The 19,531-nt window shown below is 69.5% G+C and carries 20 protein-coding genes; 7 read left to right on the forward strand and 13 right to left on the reverse strand.

Annotated features, from left to right (window positions below; translation table 11 throughout):
- Nucleotides 1-20: 20 nt before the first annotated feature.
- The 3 genes from AAG688_RS09005 to purB are packed head-to-tail and all read right to left on the reverse strand — an operon-like array spanning nucleotide 21 to nucleotide 3,526.
- Nucleotides 21-923 carry a GNAT family N-acetyltransferase gene (locus tag AAG688_RS09005; protein WP_411831922.1) on the reverse strand — a complete coding sequence of 301 codons (903 nt, stop codon included), beginning with the start codon at nucleotides 921-923 and terminating at the stop codon, nucleotides 21-23.
- Nucleotide 924: 1 nt separating this feature from the next.
- Nucleotides 925-2,109 (reverse strand): JmjC domain-containing protein, encoded by a 1,185-nt coding sequence (locus tag AAG688_RS09010; protein ID WP_411831923.1) that lies wholly within the window; start codon nucleotides 2,107-2,109, stop codon nucleotides 925-927.
- Nucleotides 2,110-2,158: 49 nt separating this feature from the next.
- Nucleotides 2,159-3,526, reverse strand: coding sequence for an adenylosuccinate lyase (gene purB, locus AAG688_RS09015; RefSeq protein WP_411831924.1), 1,368 nt, complete (start codon nucleotides 3,524-3,526; stop codon nucleotides 2,159-2,161).
- Between purB and AAG688_RS09020 the strand changes: the two genes are divergently transcribed.
- Nucleotides 3,525-3,791, forward strand: a complete 267-nt coding sequence (locus AAG688_RS09020; protein ID WP_411831925.1) for a hypothetical protein — start codon at nucleotides 3,525-3,527, stop codon at nucleotides 3,789-3,791. The genes purB and AAG688_RS09020 overlap by 2 nt on opposite strands.
- A gap of 177 nt (nucleotides 3,792-3,968) precedes the next feature.
- On the forward strand, nucleotides 3,969-5,402 hold the full coding sequence (locus AAG688_RS09025; protein WP_411831926.1) for a class II fumarate hydratase: 1,434 nt from the start codon (nucleotides 3,969-3,971) through the stop codon (nucleotides 5,400-5,402).
- 129 nt (nucleotides 5,403-5,531) lie between these two features.
- Here AAG688_RS09025 and AAG688_RS09030 read toward each other — a convergent pair whose 3' ends face one another.
- The 8 genes from AAG688_RS09030 to AAG688_RS09065 all read right to left on the reverse strand — a co-directional run bounded on the left by AAG688_RS09030 (nucleotide 5,532) and on the right by AAG688_RS09065 (nucleotide 11,202).
- Nucleotides 5,532-6,230 carry a hypothetical protein gene (locus AAG688_RS09030; RefSeq protein WP_411831927.1) on the reverse strand — a complete coding sequence of 233 codons (699 nt, stop codon included), beginning with the start codon at nucleotides 6,228-6,230 and terminating at the stop codon, nucleotides 5,532-5,534.
- Between the two features lie 132 nt (nucleotides 6,231-6,362).
- Nucleotides 6,363-7,085, reverse strand: coding sequence for a hypothetical protein (locus AAG688_RS09035; protein WP_411831929.1), 723 nt, complete (start codon nucleotides 7,083-7,085; stop codon nucleotides 6,363-6,365).
- Between the two features lie 14 nt (nucleotides 7,086-7,099).
- The gene (locus AAG688_RS09040) at nucleotides 7,100-7,780 is read right to left on the reverse strand and encodes a hypothetical protein (RefSeq protein WP_411831930.1); all 681 of its coding nucleotides are present in this window, start codon (nucleotides 7,778-7,780) and stop codon (nucleotides 7,100-7,102) included.
- Between the two features lie 20 nt (nucleotides 7,781-7,800).
- Entirely contained in the window at nucleotides 7,801-8,625 is an 825-nt protein-coding gene (locus AAG688_RS09045; RefSeq protein WP_411831931.1) for a DUF4097 family beta strand repeat-containing protein, read from the reverse strand.
- Between the two features lie 53 nt (nucleotides 8,626-8,678).
- Nucleotides 8,679-9,722 (reverse strand): hypothetical protein, encoded by a 1,044-nt coding sequence (locus tag AAG688_RS09050; protein WP_411831932.1) that lies wholly within the window; start codon nucleotides 9,720-9,722, stop codon nucleotides 8,679-8,681.
- Nucleotides 9,719-10,594 carry an ABC transporter ATP-binding protein gene (locus AAG688_RS09055; RefSeq protein WP_411831933.1) on the reverse strand — a complete coding sequence of 292 codons (876 nt, stop codon included), beginning with the start codon at nucleotides 10,592-10,594 and terminating at the stop codon, nucleotides 9,719-9,721. The genes AAG688_RS09050 and AAG688_RS09055 overlap by 4 nt, the downstream gene beginning before the upstream one ends.
- Complete coding sequence (locus tag AAG688_RS09060) at nucleotides 10,594-10,956, reverse strand: GntR family transcriptional regulator (RefSeq protein ID WP_411831934.1); 363 nt, start codon at nucleotides 10,954-10,956, stop codon at nucleotides 10,594-10,596. The genes AAG688_RS09055 and AAG688_RS09060 overlap by 1 nt, the downstream gene beginning before the upstream one ends.
- 3 nt (nucleotides 10,957-10,959) lie before the next feature.
- Nucleotides 10,960-11,202 (reverse strand): hypothetical protein, encoded by a 243-nt coding sequence (locus tag AAG688_RS09065; protein WP_411831935.1) that lies wholly within the window; start codon nucleotides 11,200-11,202, stop codon nucleotides 10,960-10,962.
- Nucleotides 11,203-11,362: 160 nt separating this feature from the next.
- Here AAG688_RS09065 and AAG688_RS09070 point away from each other — a divergent pair, with 160 nt between their 5' ends.
- The 5 genes from AAG688_RS09070 (at nucleotide 11,363) to AAG688_RS09090 (ending at nucleotide 15,217) form a co-directional block, all read left to right on the forward strand.
- Nucleotides 11,363-11,893 carry a glutathione peroxidase gene (locus AAG688_RS09070; protein ID WP_411831936.1) on the forward strand — a complete coding sequence of 177 codons (531 nt, stop codon included), beginning with the start codon at nucleotides 11,363-11,365 and terminating at the stop codon, nucleotides 11,891-11,893.
- Nucleotides 11,894-11,982: 89 nt separating this feature from the next.
- A complete protein-coding gene (locus AAG688_RS09075) occupies nucleotides 11,983-12,918 on the forward strand; it encodes an FKBP-type peptidyl-prolyl cis-trans isomerase N-terminal domain-containing protein (protein WP_411831937.1) in 936 nt (311 codons plus the stop codon).
- A 34-nt stretch (nucleotides 12,919-12,952) separates the two neighbouring features.
- Nucleotides 12,953-14,305, forward strand: a complete 1,353-nt coding sequence (locus tag AAG688_RS09080; protein WP_411831938.1) for a UDP-glucose dehydrogenase family protein — start codon at nucleotides 12,953-12,955, stop codon at nucleotides 14,303-14,305.
- Nucleotides 14,295-14,531 (forward strand): SlyX family protein, encoded by a 237-nt coding sequence (locus AAG688_RS09085; RefSeq protein WP_411831939.1) that lies wholly within the window; start codon nucleotides 14,295-14,297, stop codon nucleotides 14,529-14,531. Before AAG688_RS09080 ends, AAG688_RS09085 begins: the two co-directional genes overlap by 11 nt.
- A gap of 74 nt (nucleotides 14,532-14,605) precedes the next feature.
- Complete coding sequence (locus AAG688_RS09090) at nucleotides 14,606-15,217, forward strand: DUF2058 domain-containing protein (protein WP_411831940.1); 612 nt, start codon at nucleotides 14,606-14,608, stop codon at nucleotides 15,215-15,217.
- 213 nt (nucleotides 15,218-15,430) lie between these two features.
- On the opposite strand, the gene AAG688_RS09095 is transcribed toward AAG688_RS09090, so the two are convergent.
- Both AAG688_RS09095 and metH read right to left on the reverse strand, forming a co-directional pair.
- Nucleotides 15,431-16,615, reverse strand: coding sequence for an MFS transporter (locus AAG688_RS09095; RefSeq protein ID WP_411831941.1), 1,185 nt, complete (start codon nucleotides 16,613-16,615; stop codon nucleotides 15,431-15,433).
- 140 nt (nucleotides 16,616-16,755) lie between these two features.
- Entirely contained in the window at nucleotides 16,756-19,512 is a 2,757-nt protein-coding gene (gene metH, locus AAG688_RS09100) for a methionine synthase (RefSeq protein WP_411831942.1), read from the reverse strand.
- Nucleotides 19,513-19,531: the final 19 nt, after the last annotated feature.

Consider the following 19,531-nt stretch of genomic DNA (forward strand, 5'->3'; position numbering starts at 1 on the left):
CGCCGGAATGCGGCAGGGGTTCAGATCCCCAGCGCACGGTATTCGCTGATCGGGCGCGCGCGTTCCCAGGTGCGGGCGAATTCCTCGCGCAGCTGGCGGGCGCGCGCGGGGCCGTCGAGGTCGGTCTCGCCATCGGGGCGATGGCCCAGCGGTCGGAAGTAGTAGCCGCCGCCGTCGTTGACCACGAAGGCCGAGGGATAGGCCAGATCATGCGGATCGGTGACCGCGCGGAAGGCGAACACGCTGGGCAGGCGCTGGGCCAGGGCCAGCAGCGGGGACAGGTGCTGCTGCGGGGCGGCCGGATCCTGCAGCAGGATCCGGACTTCGTTCGGGCCGGGCCGGGTGGCGTAGCGGCGCAGGGCTTCCAGCACCGTCGGCGCATCCAGCAGCCCCGGGTCCAGGGCGCGGCTGTAGATCATCAATGAACGTCGGGCCTGCGCGGCCAGGCCGACGAGGGCGGCCAGCGCGGCGGAAGGGTATTCCACGGCGACCGCGCCATCCAGCCGGCGGCGCATGCCCTGGTGGACGATGCCGGCCTCGGTGAAGCGCTCGCCCTCGGGCAGGAAGCCGTGGCGGGCGTAGAAGGTCTCGGCGCTGACCTGCGCGTGCAGGCTGACCTCCGGCCACTGCTGGCGCCGCGCCTGCGCCAGCAGCGCCTCCAGCAATGCGTCGCCGACGCCGCGGCCGCGCCATTCGCGCAGCACCGCCATCCGCCCGATCCGGCGCTGCGGGGTCAGCCGGCCGGTGCCGATGGGCCGGCCCTGCGCGTCGCGGGCGACGACGTGGTGGCAGATCGGATCCAGCGCGTCCCATTCCTCTTCCAGCGGCACCTGCTGCTCGTGCACGAACACGGTCTCGCGGACCAGGCGCAGGTCGTCCACGCCGCTGGCGTAGTCGATGGGTTCGACGCTGAAATCGCGCATGTCAGTCTTCGTCGTCGTCCGGGGTCAGCAGCGCATAGTGGCCCTGGGCCATCAGCGCGAGCAAGGCGTCGCGGCCGGCCTCGCCCAGCGCCGCGTAGCCGGCGCCGTCGAAGGTCTCGGCGGCGGCGATGGCGCGGGCGTCGGCCACCGGCAGTTCGTAGTCGGCGCCGTTGCAGTACAGGCTGGCGCCGCGGCCGCTGCGCCGCCGCCAGGCCAGCCGAGAGAACGGATGCCGCGACAGCAGCGCGCCGTGCTGCAGGTCCCATTCGACCTCGATACGCGAGCGGTTGCCGGGCGCCGGCGCCACGTCGCCGGAGGCGCGGTAGGTGGTGACGAAGCGGCCGAACCAGTCGCCCAGCCGGTCCGGATCGTTCATTCGCAGCGCGTTCAGCGCCTCGACCGCGCGGCGCATCGCCTCGGCGTCGATCTCGTTGGGATCCTGCGGCGGGACCAAGTCCTCGTCGTGGTAGCGCAGGTTCTCGTCGGCGTCGGCCACCAGGGTGTCGAGCCAGTCGCCGATCAGCTCGGCCGAGGACGGCGCGCGCATGCCTACCGAGAAGGTCAGGCACGGATCCAGCGCCACCCCGTGGTGCGGCACGCCGGGCGGCAGGTAGAGCATGTCGCCGGGTTCCAGCACCCACTCGTGGGTCGGGTTGAACTCGCGCAGCAGCTTGAGCTCGACGTCCGGGCGGAAGTCGGACGGCGGATTGCCGCTGGCGTCGATCTGCCAGCGGCGGCGGCCCTGGGCCTGCAGCAGGAACACGTCGTACTGGTCGATGTGCGCGCCGACCGAGCCGCCGGTGGCGGCGAAGCTCACCATGATGTCGTCCAGCCGCCAGCGCGGCAGGAAGTCGAAGTGCCGCAGCAGCGCGCGCACGTCCGGATCCCACTTGTCCACGTCCTGCACCAGCAGGGTCCAGTCGTGGTCGGGCATGCCGGGGAATTCCTCCTCGGCGAACGGCCCGCTGCGCAGGGTCCAGCCGTCGCGGGCGCGGTCGTGGACGACGATGCGCGACAGCGCGCCTTCCTCGCAGGCCAGCCCGGCCAGGTCCTCCGGCTCGATCGGCGGGACGAAGCCGGGGAAGGCGTTGCGGATCAGCAGCGGCTGCTTCTGCCAGTAGCGGCGCAGGAAGTCGGCCGGCTTCATGCCGAGCGGGAAGTGCTTGCGGGCGTCGATTTCGATCATGGGTGGCCTCCTGGGCCTGCCGGGCCGGCCGTGCGCGCAGGTCGCGGCTTCAGATCCCGCGCGCCAGCCGCTCGGCCAGGCCGGTGTAGGCGCCAGGCGTCAGTTCGCGCAGGCGCTGCTTGTCGGCGGCGGGCAGGTCCAGCGATTCGACGAACGCCCGCATCGACTCGGCGGTGATGCCCTGGCCACGGGTGAGCGCCTTCAGCTGCTCGTAGGGGTTGGGCAGGCCGTGCCGGCGCATCACCGTCTGCACGGCTTCGGCCAGCACTTCCCAGGCGGCGTCGAGGTCGGCGTCTAGGCGCTGCGGGTTCACTTCCAGCTTGCCCAGGCCCTTGGCCAGCGAGTCCAGCGCCACCTGGGTGTGGCCGAAGGCGACGCCGAGCGCGCGCAGCACGGTCGAGTCGGTCAGGTCGCGCTGCCAGCGGCTGATCGGCAGCTTGGCGCTGAAGTGCTCGAACAGCGCGTTGGCCAGGCCGAAGTTGCCTTCCGCGTTCTCGAAGTCGATCGGGTTGACCTTGTGCGGCATCGTGCTGGAGCCGACCTCGCCCTCTTTGAGCTTCTGCTTGAAGTAGCCCAGCGAGATGTAGCCCCAGATGTCGCGCGCCAGGTCGATCAGGATGGTGTTGGCGCGGCGCGCGGCGTCGCCGATCTCGGCGACGTTGTCGTGCGGCTCGATCTGGGTGGTCCAGGGGTTGAACACCAGTCCCAGGCCCTCGACGAAGCGCTGCGCGAACGCCGGCCAGTCCACGTCGGGGTAGGCCGCCACGTGGGCGTTGTAGTTGCCGACCGCGCCGTTGATCTTGCCGGTCAGCTCGACCGCGGCGATCTGCCGGCGCTGCCGCGCCAGGCGCGCGACGACGTTGGCGATCTCCTTGCCCAGCGTGGTCGGCGAGGCGGTCTGGCCGTGCGTGCGCGACAGCATCGACTGCCCGGCCTGGGCATGGGCCAGCGCGCGCAGCGTGGCGACCACGCCGTCCAGCGCTGGCAGCAGCGCCTCGCGGCGCGCCTGTTCCAGCATCAGCCCGTAGCTGAGGTTGTTGATGTCCTCGCTGGTGCAGGCGAAGTGGACGAACTCCAGCGCCGGGCCGAGTTCGGCGTCGTCCTTGAGCTGCTCCTTGATGAAGTACTCGACCGCCTTGACGTCGTGGTTGGTGGTGCGCTCGATCTCCTTGACCCGCGCGGCGTGCTCGACCGAGAAGCCGTCGGCCAGCGCGCGCAGCCTGGCCTTGCCGGTCACGGAGAAATCCTCCAGCTCGGCGATGCCCGGTTCGGCGGCCAGCGCCAGCAGCCATTCGATCTCCACCTTGACCCGCGCCTTGATCAGGCCGTATTCGGAAAAGACGGGGCGCAGCGCATCGACCTTGGAGGCGTAGCGGCCGTCGAGCGGGGACAGGGCGAGCAGGGAGGCGTGGGACATGGAAGCTATCTTTATGGTGGAAGGCAGATCCGTAGCCGGCGGTGTCGCGGAATACGGTGGCGAATGGCGATCAAGGCGTTTCGCGCCTGAAAGGCGCGAGTCACTTTTCTTTGCTTGTGCAAAGAAAAGTAACCAAAAGAAAGCACACCCCGGCGGCACGCCCGCGCTTTGCGCGGGTGCGTGTGCGGACCGGGAATTTTTCGAAGGCACATCCATGTACCTTCGAAAAACGGCGCGCGTCCTGCGCGCCGCCCTGCGGGTTTGACCCGATCCGCCCACCGTGCCTCAGGGGCCCCATCGAGCAAGAGCAGAGCAAAAACAAGGCGCGCGCATTCTATCCCACCCGGTCCCGCCAGGCCCGTGGCGTATCATTCCGCTTCCAGCCAGCCGTTGCGGCCTGCACGTCGCGCGCCAGCCGTAGCCCTCACATGGAGACACGCTGATGACGCAGAAGAACCGGGCCAGGCCCTCCGCCCCCCTTACCCGCGTGGAGCGGGACAGCATGGGCGAGTTGCAGGTGCCAGCCGAGGCGCTGTGGGGCGCGCAGACACAGCGCGCGGTGCAGAACTTCCCCATCTCCGGCCGGCCGATGCCGCCGGGCTTCGTCCACGCGCTGGGGCTGGTCAAGGCCGCCGCGGCGCAGGTCAACGCCGAACTTGGCCTGCTGCCGAAGGGCATCGCCCGGGCCGTGCGGGCCGCCGCGCTGGAGGTGGCCGAAGGGCGGCACGATGCGCAGTTCCCGATCGACATCTACCAAACCGGCTCGGGCACCTCGTCCAACATGAACGCCAACGAGGTCATCGCCACGCTGGCCGCGCGCGCGGGCAAGGCGCAAGTGCATCCCAACGATCACGTCAACCTGGGCCAGAGCTCCAACGACGTGATCCCGACCGCGCTGCGGGTCTCGGCGCAGCTGGCTACGGTGGAACGACTGCTGCCGGCGCTCAAGCACCTGCGCAAGACCATCGACAGGCGCGGCAAGGCGCTGGACAAGGTGGTCAAGACCGGCCGCACCCACCTGATGGACGCGATGCCGCTGACCTTCGGGCAGGAGTTCTCGGCGTGGTCGGCGCAGCTGGCCTCCGCGCAGGCGCGCATCGAGGACAGCCTCAAGCGCCTGCGCCGGCTACCGCTGGGCGGTACCGCCATCGGCACCGGCATCAACGCCGATCCGCGCTTCGGCGGCAAGGTCGCCAAGGCGCTGACGACGCTGACGAAGGCCAGATTCGACAGCGCCGACAACAAGTTCGAGGGCCTGGCCGCGCAGGACGACGCGGTCGAGCTGTCCGGGCAGCTCAGCGCGCTGGCGGTGGCGCTGACCAAGATCGCCAACGACCTGCGCTGGATGAACGCCGGGCCGCTGGCCGGCCTCGGCGAGATCGAGCTGCCGGCCTTGCAGCCGGGCAGTTCGATCATGCCGGGCAAGGTCAACCCGGTGATCCCCGAGGCGACGGTGATGGCCTGCGCGCAGGTGATGGGCTACCACGCCGCGATCACGGTGGCCGGGCAGAGCGGCAACTTCCAGCTCAACGTCACCCTGCCGCTGATCGCCGCCAACCTGCTCGACGGCATCGGCCTGCTCTCGAACGCGATGCGCCTGCTGGCCGACTCGGCGATCGCCGGGCTGAAGGTGCGCCGGGACAACGTCAGCCGCGCGCTGGATCGCAATCCGATCCTGGTCACCGCGCTCAACCCGGTGATCGGCTACGAGCAGGGCGCGGCCATCGCCAAGCAGGCCTACCGGCAGGGCCGGCCGGTGCTGGAAGTGGCGATGGAGGTCACCGGGCTGCCGGAGAAGACGCTCGGGCCGCTGCTGGATCCGGCGCTGCTGGCCAAGGGCGGCATCCACGGCAAGCTGGGCGGCGGGGGCGGTTAGGCGCTGCCCGGCACACCAAGGACTTGTCCCGACAGCGTTGGGGAACCTTTCGGGCAAGTGTCGTCATCCCCGCGCAGGCGGGGATGACGGAAGAGCAGGAATCCCAATCGGAATGCCTCGGATCACGGCTTATCGCGCCGTGGCCGTCCCGTCGCCATCCAGGCAGGCGTTGCAGGCGGTCGTGCTGAAGCGGCCCTGGCAGATCTGGCGGATCTTCTCCACCGACAGCCCGCCCGGCACTTCCTCGCGCAGGCCGCCGCGGAACAGCGTGCAGGTCGCCTCCGACAACCGGGCGATTTCCGGCTGCTGCAGGGTGATGGCGCCGTTGCGGGTGTGGGTGAGGCGGGCGCCGTTTCCGTCGGCGCGCAGTTCGACCAACTGGCCGCCCTGCCAGAGCTGCAAGGCGGTGGAACCATCCGGGCCGGCGACGAACAGCGCGTTCTGGCCCTTGCGCCCGTCCAGGGTCAGGCCGATGTTGTCGCTCTCGTCCCAGGTGACGTAGCCGCCGCGCTCCTGGCCGCTGCGGTCGTACAGCATGACGCCGGCGGCCTTGCTCCCGCGCGGCACCCGGCGGCCGTTGATCACCGCGTCGGGCAGGTCGCCGCCGATGCGCACGCGCTCCACGCCCTGCGGATCGACCACCACCAGTTCGGTGACGCGCAGCGGACCGGCCACCGGTGCGGTCGCGCTGGCCGACACCGCGCCGGGCTGGAGCGCGAGCGCCGCGATGGCCGCTGCCAGCGAGGCCGCCAGCAGGTATACCCATGAGCGGAGCCGACGCTGGCTGCGCTCGAAGGCTTGCAGGCGTGTTTCGAAATCCGGATGCACGGGTGTTCTCCTGGGTCCGAAGTGGCTGATCGATGGGCACGTGGGTGCCGCGCGCCCGGTTTCCGGCCGCATCGCAACGACGGCCGGTGGCAGGGGCGGTTACGGCTGCTCGGGCTCCGCGCCCGGGGAGGCCTACGCCGCGGCATCGGCCTCCACGGCGGCATCGGTGTCCGTGCCAGCGCCCGCGGTGGTGCTGGCGTCACCGTCGAAGTCCAGTTCGTAGTTGCCGTCCTTGCAGTCGTCGATGTCGGACGCGTCCATCGTGGCGTAGGGCTTGAAGGCCGGCAGCGCGCCGGCCAGCGCGTTCTGCGAGGCCAGCAGGCCGGGCATGAGGACGCACAGCTTCCGGGCCTCGGCCTCGATGCGCTTGCCTTCGGCTTCCATCTGCTTCTCGAAATCGTCGGTGGTGCCGGTGAACACGCTCTTCAGCGCGCCGCTGGCGGCCTTCACGCCCAGATCCGCGCCCTGCATGCCGATGGCGATGCCGGCCCGGGCGATGGCGACGATGTTGGCCCGGTGCGCCAGCAGCAGTTCGCGCTGGGCCGCGTCGATCGGCACCGGCTTGCCGGCGATCAGCAGGTCGCCCTGCGGGGTGATCTCGGCCCTGGGCTGGTTGCGGTCGCCGGGCTTGCAGCCGTAACCCACGCCGCGGCCGGTATTGCAGCCGACGCTGACGTTCTCAGTGGCCAGCTTCTCGCCGGCCGCGATCATGGCCTGCTGGATCTTGCGGCCCAGCGCGGTGTCGGCCGGCTGTGCGGTCGCGGATTCGCCACCGGAAGGCGGCGGCGGGTCGTTCCTGCCGCAGGCGGCCAGCGGCAGCAGGGCGGCGAGGGCGATCATGTGGAACTTGCGCATGGGTTTGCTCCCGGTCAGAGGTTGGCGAATTCGCGGCGGACCTGCTTCTCGCAGTCTTCGACGTCGTCCGCCTCCAGCGTGGCGTAGGGACGGAACGGCGGCAGGCTGTCGGCCAGGCGCTGCTGCGAGGCGAGCAGGCCGGGCAGGCTGCGGCAGATCTCCAGCACGCCCGGTTCGATGGTCGTCTTGATCTGCTTCTCCAGGCGCCGCTCCAGGCTGCCGCTCATGGCGCTGAAGATCAGGCCGAACAGGCCGCGGTCCACCGCGTCGAGGGCGATCTGCGCGCTGCGCTCGCCGATGTCGATGCCGGCGCGGGCGATGTCGATGACCTGGCCGCGGTAGGCCAGCAGTTCGCTGCGCTGGGAAGCGTCGATGGCCACGGCCTTGCCGTCGATCAGGAAATCGCCGCGCGGGGTGATCTCCGCTTTCGGCAGCGCCTTCCGATCAGTGTCGCCGGACTTGCCGAAGCGCAGGTTGTTGCCCACGTCCAGGTTCCCGGTTTCCAGCTCGGCGCGGGCCTTGGCCAGTTCCTCGCGCACTTCGCGGCGGGCCTCGGCCATTTCCTGGCTGATTTCGCCACTGACGGAGCCCTTCGCGGGCCCGGCGGCCTGTGCGGCCGGCGGCGGCAGGCCCACCAGCAGGCAGGCCAGCAGGAGCGGTTGCAGCAGGGGACGGCGGATGGGCATGTCGTTCATGGGCAATCTCCGGTGCGGGTTCAGCGCTTGCGCGGCAGGTCGATGGCGCCGCGGACGTCGCGGTGGCTCGCATCGCCGCTGCCGATCGATCCGACCGACAGGCTGGCCGCGCCGCGCACGTCCAGGTCGCCGGAACGGATCGAATCCACCCGCACCGCGCCGGACACGTTGCGCAGCTCGGCGTCGCCCGAGCCGATCGAGCGGATCTTCACGTCGCCGCTGGCCCCGTCCAGGCCGAAGTCGCCGGAACCGATGCCGCCGACCTCGACGTTGCCGCGCACCTGGCGGGCGGTGATCTCGCCCGAACCGATCGATGACACCCGCAGCGAGCCGATGTCCTCCAGCTCGATTTCGCCCGAGCCGACCGAGGCGCTGGTCAGGCCGCGGATGCGCCGGGCGGTGGCCTCGCCGGAACCGACGCTGGCGTCCAGCGCCGGCGCGCCGGTGACCACCGCATCGCCGGAACCGACCTTCAGCTGGACCGGCACGGTATCGGGCAGGCTGGCCTCGAGCTTCAGGTAGGCGTAGCGGTTGCCGAAGGAGAAACCAAATGCGCGGTTCTCGTTCTCGGCCCGGATCAGCAGCGTATCGCCGCTCCTGTGCTGGCTGAGCCTGAGCGTGGCCAGGTCATCGGCATTGGAGGCGCAGGCGCGTCCCTGGACGGCGGCGCTGGCGCCGGGACGCGAATCGACCCTCAGGTCGTGCGAACCGATCTCGAAGACCACCGTCCTGACGCCCGCCAGGTCCAGTTGCAGGTTGCGGGGCTGCGAATGCTTGCACTGCGGCTCCTGCGCCGCCGCGGCCAGGGGCAGCAGCAGGCCGGCGATCAACATCGTCTTGCGCATGGGGAAACTCCTGCAGCGAATGAAGAAGTAGAAGGTGCCGGGGACGTGGCGCGTCAGCCGTCGTCGCGCCAGCGGCGCAGGCGGATCGCGCCGAGGATCATCGCCACGCCGGCGACTGCGCCGATCCAGGTCTCCGGCCGCGCCAGCGCGCCGTAGGTCACCTTCAGCGAAATCAGCTGGTGGATGCTCTGCGCGCCGCTCAGCAGCGCGAAGTCCGCGCCCCGGTAGAAGATGTCGCTGCCGGGGACCACGCTCAGCAGCAGGCGCGCGACCACGTGCTTCCAGAACCAGCCGCTGCCCTGGTCGAAGAACTGCATCAGGTCGAACCAGCTGACGAAGATGCCGGCGAACAGCGGGATCATCAGCGCCCACAGGAACGGCTTGCTGCGCGCCCAGGCCGAGCACAGCATCAGCCAGCCCACCGCCGGCAGCGCCCAGATGGCGTAGACCGGGATGGCCGCCAGCAACTGACCGGAGACCCGCAGCGGGCTGGCCGGTCCCCACAGCAGGGTCAGCGGATTGCCGCCGTGGAACAGCACCACCAGGCTGATGACAATCAGGAAGCCGAACATCGATACCACGCCCGCCAGTATCGCCAGCAGCGGCGCCACCAGGGTGGCGCTGAGCACCTTGGACAGCGTGGTCTCGGCGTCGGACACCGGCAGCGACCTCCAGAACAGCACGCTGCGGTCCTTGCGCTCGTCGTACAGGCTGCCCAGGCAGTAGAAAAACACGACGAAGGCCAGCACGATCATCGGCCAGGTGGAGGCCATGAACAGGCTGACGTCCAGTGCCTCGCCGAGTTCGCGCAGGTTCTCGGCGCTCAGCTGCGAGGTCAGCAGCGAAAGATCCAGTCCGTTGATCTGGAAGGAGCCGCTTTCGAGGTTGACGCGCGCATCGTTGGGAATCTTCCGCGCGGCCACCAGGCCGACGACGATGCCCATGACGCTCAGCAGCAGGAAGATGCCGCCGGTCACCAGCGGCGCCCAGAAGAACCCGCCCTTGTGCTCCCAGAACTCGCGGCGCAGCAGCAGGCGCAGCCGGTGGGTGGGGTGCGGAACCGGTGCGGAGGCGCGGGGAGTGGCGACGGCGTTCATGCGTAGGTTCCTTTCATGATGGCGACGAACAGATCGGCCAGGCCGGGCACGCGGGTCTCGCCCAGCTGGGCCAGCCGCTCGCGCGGCGCGCCGTCGAACAGCAGCACGGTCTTGCCGAAGGGCAGGGCGCGCTCGTCGATGGGCTGCAGCGCGCGCGCCTCGTCGGCGCGGTCTGCGTTGACCAGCACCTCGGTGTAGCGCTCGCCGACCTCGTCCATCGGCGCGTGCAGGACGATCCTGCCGTCGCGGATGAACATCACGTCGGTCAGGATGTGCTCGATCTCCTCGACCTGGTGGGTGGTGACGATGATGGTCTTCTCCTCGTCGAAGTAGTCCTCCAGCAGGCGCTGGTAGAACTGCTTGCGGTAGAGGATGTCCAGGCCCAGGGTCGGCTCGTCGAGCACCAGCAGGCGCGCGTCGATGGCCATCACCAGCGCCAGGTGCAACTGCACGATCATGCCCTTAGACATCTCGCGCACGCGCATCCCCGGGCGCAGCTGGGTGTTGGCGATGAAGCGCTCGCACTTGGCGCGATCGAAGCGCGGGTGCACGCCGGCGACGAAGTCGATGGCCTCGCGCACGCGCAGCCAGCGCGGCAGCACCGCCACGTCGGCGATGAAGCAGACCTCGTTCATCAGCCGGTCGCGCTGGGTGCAGGGATCCAGCCCGAGCACTTTCAGATCGCCCTCGAACCGGGTCAGGCCGAGGATGGCCTTCAGCGCGGTGGTCTTGCCGGCGCCGTTGGGACCGATCAGGCCGACGATGCGGCCCGGCGCGATCTCGAAGCTGGCGCCGTCCAGTGCGAGCTTCTTCTTGTAGGCCTTGCGCAGCCCGTGCGCGGAGACCACGGGATTGGCGACTGCGACGTTCATCATTGTTTCCCCTTGGAGTGCAGCAAATCTTCCAGTGAAAGGCCCAGCCGCTCGATGCGTTCGGCGACCGGCGGCCACTCCTCGCGCAGGAAGCGCTCGCGCTCGCTGCCGCGCAGCTTCTTCGCCGCCTCCTCGGTGACGAACATGCCCAGGCCGCGGCGCTTCTCCACCAGCGCCTCGTCGGCCAGTTCCTGGTAGGCGCGCGAGACGGTGATGGGGTTGAGCTGGTATTCGGCGGCGACCTGGCGCACCGAGGGCAGCGCGTCGCCGGGCTTGAGGATGCCGTCCAGCATCATCGCGATGACGCGATCCTTGAGCTGGCGGTAGATGGGAGCGCCGTCGCTCCATTGGATGGAGGTCATGGCTCAGCCCCTCGGGCGCAGCGACTGCGCGAAGGAGAAGTACGGCATCGACAGCGAGGCGCGGGCGCGGCGGCGCGGCGGCGCGGCCTCCTGCTCGGCGACCGCCTCGCCGGCGTCGAGCAGCGGCAGCGGCAGCGGCGTGGCCGCCAGAGGCGATGGCGCGCCCGGCCCGGCCAGCAGCCCCAGGCCCAGCAGCATGACGCCGGCGACGGCCGCGATCATGAGGTAGGTGCGCTTGTCTTTCATGGTTCCCCCCGGCTAACTGGGTGAGTGGTGTTGTATGTAACTATAACACCAAGACACGGGCGGTCAACACCTCCGCAACGCTTTTGCCACCCAACTGAAGGCATACTTGCCCGCCGACCCCACCGAGCGCCGTGCCATGAAGTCCAAGTGCCTGAAAACAATGGCTTTGCTGGGCCTTCTGGCGGTCACCGGCAATGCCGGGGCCGGGGATCTGCTGGACGTGGCCTACCGCCCGCTGGCCGGCAAGGGCACGGTCAACCTGAACGAGGCCTACGGCGGCAAGGTGCTGCTGATCGTCAACACCGCCAGCAAGTGCGGCTACACCCCGCAGTACGAGGGGCTGGAGGCGCTGCAGCGGCGCTATGCCGCGCGCGGCTTCTCGGTGCTGGGCTTCCCGTCCAACGACTTCAAGGGACAGGAGCCGGGCAGCGAGGAGGAAATCCAGGCGTTCTGCACGCTGACCTACGGGGTGAAGTTCCCGATGTTCGAGAAGGTGCAGGTCACCGGCGCCGGCGCCACCCCGCTGTACCGCGCGCTCGCGCAGGCCACCGGCGTGGCCCCGGGCTGGAATTTCCACAAGTACCTGATTGCCCGCGACGGGCGCGTGGTGGCCGGCTTCCCGAGCAAGGTCGCGCCGGAGGATCCGCAACTGATCGCCGCGATCGAGGCTGAACTGGACAAGGCGCCCTGAGTCACCGCGGCGCTGTTGGCCGCACGGCGCTATGCCACAATAGCGGTTTGGCGCCGTGGCGTTCACGGCGCGCATTCGAGGAGTCCTGGATGAAGCGGTCGGTTCGCGGCGTTGCCGCCTGGATTTTGGTCACCATGTCGATGCTGGGAGGCAATGTGTCAGCACAGGAAAAAACCGCACTCGCCAGCGAGCGCGACAAGGTCAGCTACGCGGTCGGTGTGGACGTGTCCAATTCCTTCGAGCCGATCGGCCCCTACATCGATCTGGCGGCGTTCGAGAAGGCGCTGAAGAACGCCTTCGACGGCGGCAAGCCGCTGCTGAGCGAGGACGAGGCGCGCCAGACCGACCAGTCGCTGCGCCTGAACCTGGCCGCCGCGCAGGGCCAGCCGATCCCCGGCCAGCCGCCGGGCAGCGCGCCGCCGGCGGTGGACAAGGCCAGGGTCGGCCTGATGCTGGGCGGCTACGTGGTCGGCCAGGCGCTGGCGCCGATGAAGGACGACATCGACCTGGCGGTGCTGATGCAGGCGGTGCGCACCAAGCTGGGCAAGAGCGGCACGCCGCTGCTGACCACCGAGCAGGCGCAGGCCGAGATGCAGGCGTTCCTGGTCCGCCGCCAGAGCCAGGCCGCCACCCGCAACCGCGAGGAAGGCGCGCGTTTCCTGGCGCAGAACAAGGCCCAGAAGGGCGTGGTCACCACGCCTTCCGGCCTGCAGTACATGGTGCTGCGCGAAGGCAACGGCGCGCGCCCGCACGCGACCAGCCGCGTCCGCGTCAACTACGTCGGCACGCTGCTGGACGGCACCAAGTTCGACAGTTCCTACGATCGCGGCCAGCCGGCCGAGTTCGCGCTCAACCAGGTCATCCCGGGCTGGACCGAGGGCGTCTCGCTGATGCCGGTCGGCGCCAAGTACCGCTTCTGGATCCCCTCGGATCTGGGTTACGGCGCCAGCGGCGCGCCGGGCGGCGTGATCGGCCCCGACGCCACGCTGACCTTCGACGTCGAGCTGATGGGCATCCTGCAGTAATGCGGCCACCGCCGCGGGCGAAGGCAACGGCACGATGAAGGTTGCGATATTCGGCACCGGCTACGTGGGACTGGTCACCGGTGCCTGCCTGGCCGAGGTCGGCCACGCGGTGACCTGCGTGGATATCGATGCGGCCAGGATCGAGGGCCTCGAACGTGGGGTCGTCCCCATCCGCGAGCCCGGCCTGGAACCGATGCTCAAGGCCAACCATGCCGCCGGCCGGCTGTGCTTCGGCACCGACGCGGCGGTGGCCATCGCCCAGGCCGAGGTGATCTTCATCGCGGTCGGCACCCCGCCTGACCAGGACGGCGGCGCCGACCTGCAGGACGTGCTGGCGGTGGCGCGCACCATCGGCCGGCACATCGAGCGCCCGGTCGTGGTGGTCGGCAAGTCGACCGTGCCGGTCGGCACCGCCGAGCGGGTGCGCGAGGCGATCGCCGCGCAGTTGCAGGCGCGCGGCGTGGAGATCGGCTTCGACGTGGTCTCCAACCCGGAATTCCTGAAGGAGGGCGATGCGGTCGGCGACTGCATGCGTCCGGATCGCATCGTCATCGGTTCCGACAGCCCGGCCGCGGTCGACAGGCTGCGCCGGCTGTACGCGCCGTTCAACCGCAACCACGAACGCATCGTGGTGATGGACGTGCGCTCGGCCGAGCTGACCAAGTACGCGGCCAACGCGATGCTGGCCACCAAGATCAGCCTGATGAACGAGATCGCCAACATCGCCGAGCGCGTCGGCGCCGACGTCGAGCAGGTCCGCCAGGGCATCGGCTCGGATCCGCGCATCGGCTGGCACTTCATCTATCCCGGTGCAGGCTATGGTGGATCGTGCTTCCCGAAGGACATGCGGGCGCTGGAGCGCACCGCCCTCCAGCACGGCTATCCCGCGCGCCTGCTGCATGCGGTGGAGGCGGTCAACGACGCGCAGAAGGGCCACCTGTTCGAGCTGATCCAGCGCCATTTCGATCCCGGCGAGGACGAGGGCGTGCGCGGGCGTACCTTCGCCGTGTGGGGACTGGCGTTCAAGCCCGGCACCGGCGACATGCGCGAGGCCTCCAGCCGGCGCCTGCTGGCGCAGCTGTGGGAGGCTGGCGCGCGCGTGCGCGCCTTCGATCCGGAAGCGGGTGCCGAGGCAGCCCGCATTTTCGGCGCGCGCGAGGACCTGGTGCTGTGCGACAGCGCCGACGAAGCGCTGGAAGGCGCCGATGCGCTGGTGGTGGTGACCGAATGGAAGCAGTTCCGCAGTCCCGATTTCGGGCAGCTGCGCGCCGCACTGAAGGAAAGGGTCATGTTCGACGGCCGCAACCTCTACGAACCGGCCGAGGTGGAAGCCGCCGGACTGGCTTACTACGGCATCGGCAGGGGGCGTTCACTGCATGCAGCATGATCCTGCGACGGGCGGCAGCGCGCTGGAGCGGCGCCTGATCGAACTGGAGACGCGGCTGGCGTTCCAGGAGCACGCGCTGGCCGAATTGAGCCAGGCGCTGGCCGACGCGCGCATCGAGGGCGGCCGCAACGCCGAGTTGCTGCGCCACATGCTTTCCGACCTGCGCAAGGTGCGCACCGAACTCTACGCAGATCCGGCCGACGAGCCGCCGCCGCCGCATTACTGACACTCCGCTTCTCCGGGCATGGCGGTACGCTTGCGCGGACCGGACTTCCTTTCCTTTTCCATCGCAATACCGCCATGAGCGACACCCTGCGCGACCAACTGCTGGGACTGGGCTTCAAGCCCGCCCCGAAACCCGAACGCAAGCCGGAAACCGGCAGGCGCGACGCCGACCGGCAAGGCCCGCGCAAGCCCGAGGGCAAGCGGCCGCATGCGCAGCAGGCCAGGGGCGGCAAGCCACCTGGCAAGGGTGGCCGCTCGCAGCAGGACATCGATCTCGCCAAGGCCTACGCGATCCGCAGCCAGCGCGAGAAGGAAGAACGCATCGAGGCCGAGCGGCTGAAGCAGGAACAGGCGCGCCAGCGCCGCGAGGCCAAGGCCAGGCTGGACGAACTGCTCAAGGACGCCGCGCTGAACGCGGCCGACGCCGAGATCGCCCGCCACTTCCCCTACGGCGGCAAGATCAAGCGCATCTACGTGACCGAGGCGCAGCTCAAGGCGCTCAACGCCGGCGAACTGGGCGTGGTGCAGCAGAACGGCCGCTACCTGCTGGTGACGGCGGCGCTGCTGGCGCAGGCCGAGGCGATCTTCCCGGCGGCGATCGCGCTGAGGATCGATCCGGACGCGCCGGCCGAACAGGATCCGTATTCGGATCCGAAATACCAGGTGCCCGACGATCTGATCTGGTGATCGCGGCAAGCATGCCTGCCGGGGACCGAACCGTCCCGACCCTGGCGCAATCGGCCTGAAAGCCCCTCTCCCGCGTGCGGGAGAGGGGTTGGGGTGAGGGCGAGCTCGGCGAACTGATCTTCGCCGTACCCTCATCCGGCCCTTCGGGCCACCCCGTATCGAGTACGGGGCAGGCTCTTCTCCCGCAAGCGGGAGAAGGGAGGAGGAAGTAGCTCAGCCGCGATGCGCGCCGGCGCGCACCAGCCAGTGCCAGGCGATCGCCGCGGCCAGCAGGGCGAATACGCTGGAGGCCATGAACGCGGCCTCGCCGCCGAAGCGCCAGAGCTGGCCGGCGAGCAGCGCGCCGGCCACGCCGCCCACGCCCGACGACAGCCCGTAGAACACGCCCTGCCCGTGGCCGTTCATGCGGCCCGGGAAGAACCGCACCAGCAGCTGCATCGCCGCGGCGAAGAACGCGCCGAAGTTCAGCGCATGGGTCAGCTGCGCCAGCAGCATCACCGGCATGCTGTCCGGCCACAGCGCGGTGGCGAGCCAGCGCAGCGCGGCGCTGAGCAGGGCCAGCACCAGCACCCGGCCGGCGTCCCAGCGGCGGAAGATGCGCGCGGACAGGAAGAACACCGCGATCTCGGCCAGCACCCCGACCGTCCAGAACAATCCCAGCCGCGACGCCGAATAGCCGTGCTCGTCCAGGTAGATCGAGAAGAACGTGTAGTACGGGCCGAACGACACCTGCGCCAGGAACGCCGCGGCGAAGAACGCGATGGCCTGCGGATGGCGGATGCGGTCGCGGAACGCATCCGGCTGCGCATCGGCGGCGGCTTCGGGCAGGTGCGCGTAGCGGTTGCCGAACGAGGACAGCAGCATCGCCAGCAGCAGCGGCAGCATCAGCCAGGGCAGGGTGGCGACCCCGAGGCGATCGATCAGCACGCCGTACAGCGCCACCACCGCGATGAAGCCGATCGATCCCCACACGCGCACATGCCCGTAGCGATCGCTGCGATCGCCCAGGTGCGACATCGTGATCGCCTCGAACTGCGGCATCACCGCGTTGTAGAAGAAGCAGAAGGCGCACATCGCCGCGAACAGGCCGGCAAAGCGCAGCGGCAGCAGGAAGGCCAGGAAACTGACCACCGTCAGCGCGCAGCCCAGCCACAGCCAGCGGATCGGGTTGCGCGAATGGGCCGCGGCGGTGGTCCAGGTGCTGGGCGCGACGATGCGGGTGGCGTACCACAGGCTCATCAGCACGCTGATGGCGGCCACGTCCATGCCGCGCGACTGCAAGTACAGGCTCCAGTACGGGGTGAACGCGCCCAGCGCGGCGTAGTAGGCGAAGTAGAAGCCGGACAGGCGCGCGAGCGGGATTGCGGCAGCGGACCGGGGGGCGGGGGAGGCGTGCATCGGCGGGCGTCGGGGAAGGGCGGCGCCGGGCCGGATCGCGTCGCGGCGGGGGCGCAGGAAGGCAAGGATGCCAGAGGGCGGGGGCGCGCAGTTGCCGCATCGTGTCCGGCCGCCATCGGGTGGCGGCCGGGAAGCCGCGGCTACTCGGGATCGTAGTCCAGGTTGGACGCCAGCCACCTTTCCGCCTGCGCCAGCGTCGCGCCCTTGCGCCGCGCGTAGTCGGCGACCTGTTCCTTCGACACCCGCCCGACCACGAAGTACTGGCTCTTCGGATGGCTGAAGTAGTAGCCGGACACCGCCGCGGTCGGCAGCATCGCGAAGCTTTCGGTCAACGACATGCCGGCGTTGGCGGTCGCGTCCAGCAGCCGGAACAGCGTGGCCTTCTCGCTGTGCTCGGGGCAGGCCGGGTAGCCAGGCGCGGGGCGGATGCCGCGGTATCGCTCGGCTATCAGCGCCTCGTTGTCGAGCGACTCGCCGGCGTCGTAGCCCCAGAATTCGATGCGCACGCGCTGGTGCAGGCGCTCGGCCAGCGCCTCGGCCAGCCGGTCGGCCAGCGACTTGAGCAGGATCGCGTTGTAGTCGTCGTGGTCGGCCTCGAACCGCGCCACGTGCGCGTCGATGCCGATGCCGGCGGTGACCGCGAACGCACCGATCCAGTCTTGCACGCCCGAATCCTTCGGCGCGATGAAGTCGGCCAGGCAGAAGTCGGGGCGGTCGGCGGGCTTGTCGACTTGTTGGCGTAGAAAATGCAGGGAATGGGGAATGGAGAATCGGGAATGGGAGGGAACAGGAGCATCGCTTTCCCATTCCCCATTCCCCATTCCCCATTCCCGGGGCTCCGTCAGGAGCACCACATCGTCACCGACACTGTTCGCCGGCCATATCCCGAACACCGCCTTCGCCGTCAGCCATTTCTCCGCGATGATCTTCTCCAGCATCGCCCGCGCGTCGCGGTACAGCTCGCTGGCCTGCGCGCCGACCACCTCGTCGGTGAGGATGGCCGGGAACCTGCCGGCCAGTTCCCAGGCGCTGAAGAACGGGGTCCAGTCGAGGTAGTCGAGCAATTCCTCCAGCGGGTAGTCGTCGAACACGTGCAGGCCGGGTTGGCGCGGCGCCGGCGGCACGTAGGCGTCCCAGCCGCCGTCGAACTTCTGCCCGCGCGCCTTCTCCAGCGACACCAGCCGCTTGGCGTCGCCACGGTTGCGGTGGCGGGTGCGGATCTCGGCGTAGTCGGCGTCGTTGGCGGCGACGAACTTCTCGCGCAGGTCGCGCGAGATCAGCGACTGCGCCACGCCGACCGCGCGCGAGGCGTCCTTCACCCACACCGTGGGCGCGTCGTAGTGCGGATCGATCTTCAGCGCGGTGTGCGCGCGCGAAGTGGTGGCCCCGCCGATCAGCAGCGGGGTGGAGAAGCCCTGGCGCTGCATCTCGCGCGCGACGTGGCTCATTTCCTCCAGCGACGGGGTGATCAGCCCGGACAGGCCGATCAGGTCGGCGTTCTCGGCGCGGGCGATGTCCAGGATCTTCTGCGCCGGCACCATCACCCCCAGGTCCACCACCTCGAAGTTGTTGCAGGCCAGTACCACGCCGACGATGTTCTTGCCGATGTCGTGCACGTCGCCCTTGACCGTGGCCATGACGATCTTGCCGTTGGACTTGCCGACGTCGCCGGTGCGCAGCTTCTCCGCCTCGATGAACGGCAGCAGGTAGGCCACCGCCTTCTTCATCACCCGCGCCGACTTCACTACCTGCGGCAGGAACATCTTGCCGGCGCCAAACAGGTCGCCGACCACGTTCATGCCGTCCATCAGCGGGCCTTCGATCACGTCCAGCGGCCGTGCGGCCTGCTGGCGGGCCTCCTCGGTGTCCTCGTCCACCCAGGCGTCGATGCCGTGGACCAGCGCATGCGCCAGCCGCTCGCGCACCGGCCGGCCGCGCCAGGCCAGGTCCTCGCTCTTGCTTTCGCCCTTCCTGCCCTTGTATCGCTCGGCGATCTCCAGCAGCCGCTCGGTGGCGTCGCGGCGGCGGTTGAGGATCACGTCCTCGACCCGTTCGCGCAGTTCCGGATCCAGGTCGTCATAGATCGGCAGCGCGCCGGCGTTGACGATGCCCATGTCCATGCCGGCGGCGATCGCGTGGTACAGGAACACCGAATGGATCGCCGCGCGCACCGGCTCGTTGCCGCGGAACGAGAACGACACGTTCGACACGCCGCCGGACACGTGGCAGTGGGGCAGGGTGGCCTTGATGATCCGGGTGGCCTCGATGAAGTCGACCGCGTAGTTGTCGTGCTCCTCGATGCCGGTGGCCACGGCGAAGATGTTGGGATCGAAGATGATGTCCTGCGGCGGGAAGCCCACCTCCTCGGTCAGGATGCGATAGGCGCGCGTGCAGATCTCGACCTTGCGCGCGCAGGTGTCGGCCTGGCCCTGCTCGTCGAACGCCATCACCACCGCGGCCGCGCCGTAGCGCAGCACCTTGCGCGCCTGCTCGACGAAGGCGTCCTGGCCTTCCTTCAGCGAGATCGAGTTGACCACGCCCTTGCCCTGCAGGCACTTCAGCCCGGCCTCGATCACCTCCCACTTGGACGAGTCCACCATCACCGGGATGCGGGCGATGTCCGGCTCGGACATGATCAGGTTGAGGAAGCGCGTCATCGCCCTGGCCGAGTCGATCAGGCCCTCGTCCATGTTGACGTCGAGGATCTGCGCGCCGTTGGCGACCTGCTGGCGCGCGACCTCCACCGCCTCCTCGTAGCGCTCCTCCTTGATCAGCTTGCGGAACTGCGCGCTGCCGGTGACGTTGGTGCGCTCGCCGACGTTGACGAACAGCAGGTCCGGCGTGACGACCAGCGGTTCCAGCCCGGACAGGCGGGTAGGGCGGTGCAAGGGATTCATGCGATGCAAAAGTGTTCCC

This window comes from Pseudoxanthomonas mexicana (genome assembly GCF_046736355.1).
GTDB lineage: Bacteria > Pseudomonadota > Gammaproteobacteria > Xanthomonadales > Xanthomonadaceae > Pseudoxanthomonas_A > Pseudoxanthomonas_A mexicana_B.

Coding starts and splice junctions, on each gene's coding strand:
- AAG688_RS09005 (WP_411831922.1), bottom strand. CDS start 923: ATGCGCGATTTCAGCGTCGAACCCATCGACTACGCCAGCGGCGTGGAC.
- AAG688_RS09010 (WP_411831923.1), bottom strand. CDS start 2,109: ATGATCGAAATCGACGCCCGCAAGCACTTCCCGCTCGGCATGAAGCCG.
- AAG688_RS09020 (WP_411831925.1), top strand. CDS start 3,525: ATGGAAGCTATCTTTATGGTGGAAGGCAGATCCGTAGCCGGCGGTGTC.
- purB (WP_411831924.1), bottom strand. CDS start 3,526: ATGTCCCACGCCTCCCTGCTCGCCCTGTCCCCGCTCGACGGCCGCTAC.
- AAG688_RS09025 (WP_411831926.1), top strand. CDS start 3,969: ATGACGCAGAAGAACCGGGCCAGGCCCTCCGCCCCCCTTACCCGCGTG.
- AAG688_RS09035 (WP_411831929.1), bottom strand. CDS start 7,085: ATGCGCAAGTTCCACATGATCGCCCTCGCCGCCCTGCTGCCGCTGGCC.
- AAG688_RS09040 (WP_411831930.1), bottom strand. CDS start 7,780: ATGAACGACATGCCCATCCGCCGTCCCCTGCTGCAACCGCTCCTGCTG.
- AAG688_RS09045 (WP_411831931.1), bottom strand. CDS start 8,625: ATGCGCAAGACGATGTTGATCGCCGGCCTGCTGCTGCCCCTGGCCGCG.
- AAG688_RS09050 (WP_411831932.1), bottom strand. CDS start 9,722: ATGAACGCCGTCGCCACTCCCCGCGCCTCCGCACCGGTTCCGCACCCC.
- AAG688_RS09055 (WP_411831933.1), bottom strand. CDS start 10,594: ATGAACGTCGCAGTCGCCAATCCCGTGGTCTCCGCGCACGGGCTGCGC.
- AAG688_RS09060 (WP_411831934.1), bottom strand. CDS start 10,956: ATGACCTCCATCCAATGGAGCGACGGCGCTCCCATCTACCGCCAGCTC.
- AAG688_RS09065 (WP_411831935.1), bottom strand. CDS start 11,202: ATGAAAGACAAGCGCACCTACCTCATGATCGCGGCCGTCGCCGGCGTC.
- AAG688_RS09070 (WP_411831936.1), top strand. CDS start 11,363: ATGGCTTTGCTGGGCCTTCTGGCGGTCACCGGCAATGCCGGGGCCGGG.
- AAG688_RS09075 (WP_411831937.1), top strand. CDS start 11,983: ATGAAGCGGTCGGTTCGCGGCGTTGCCGCCTGGATTTTGGTCACCATG.
- AAG688_RS09080 (WP_411831938.1), top strand. CDS start 12,953: ATGAAGGTTGCGATATTCGGCACCGGCTACGTGGGACTGGTCACCGGT.
- AAG688_RS09085 (WP_411831939.1), top strand. CDS start 14,295: ATGCAGCATGATCCTGCGACGGGCGGCAGCGCGCTGGAGCGGCGCCTG.
- AAG688_RS09090 (WP_411831940.1), top strand. CDS start 14,606: ATGAGCGACACCCTGCGCGACCAACTGCTGGGACTGGGCTTCAAGCCC.
- AAG688_RS09095 (WP_411831941.1), bottom strand. CDS start 16,615: ATGCACGCCTCCCCCGCCCCCCGGTCCGCTGCCGCAATCCCGCTCGCG.
- metH (WP_411831942.1), bottom strand. CDS start 19,512: ATGAATCCCTTGCACCGCCCTACCCGCCTGTCCGGGCTGGAACCGCTG.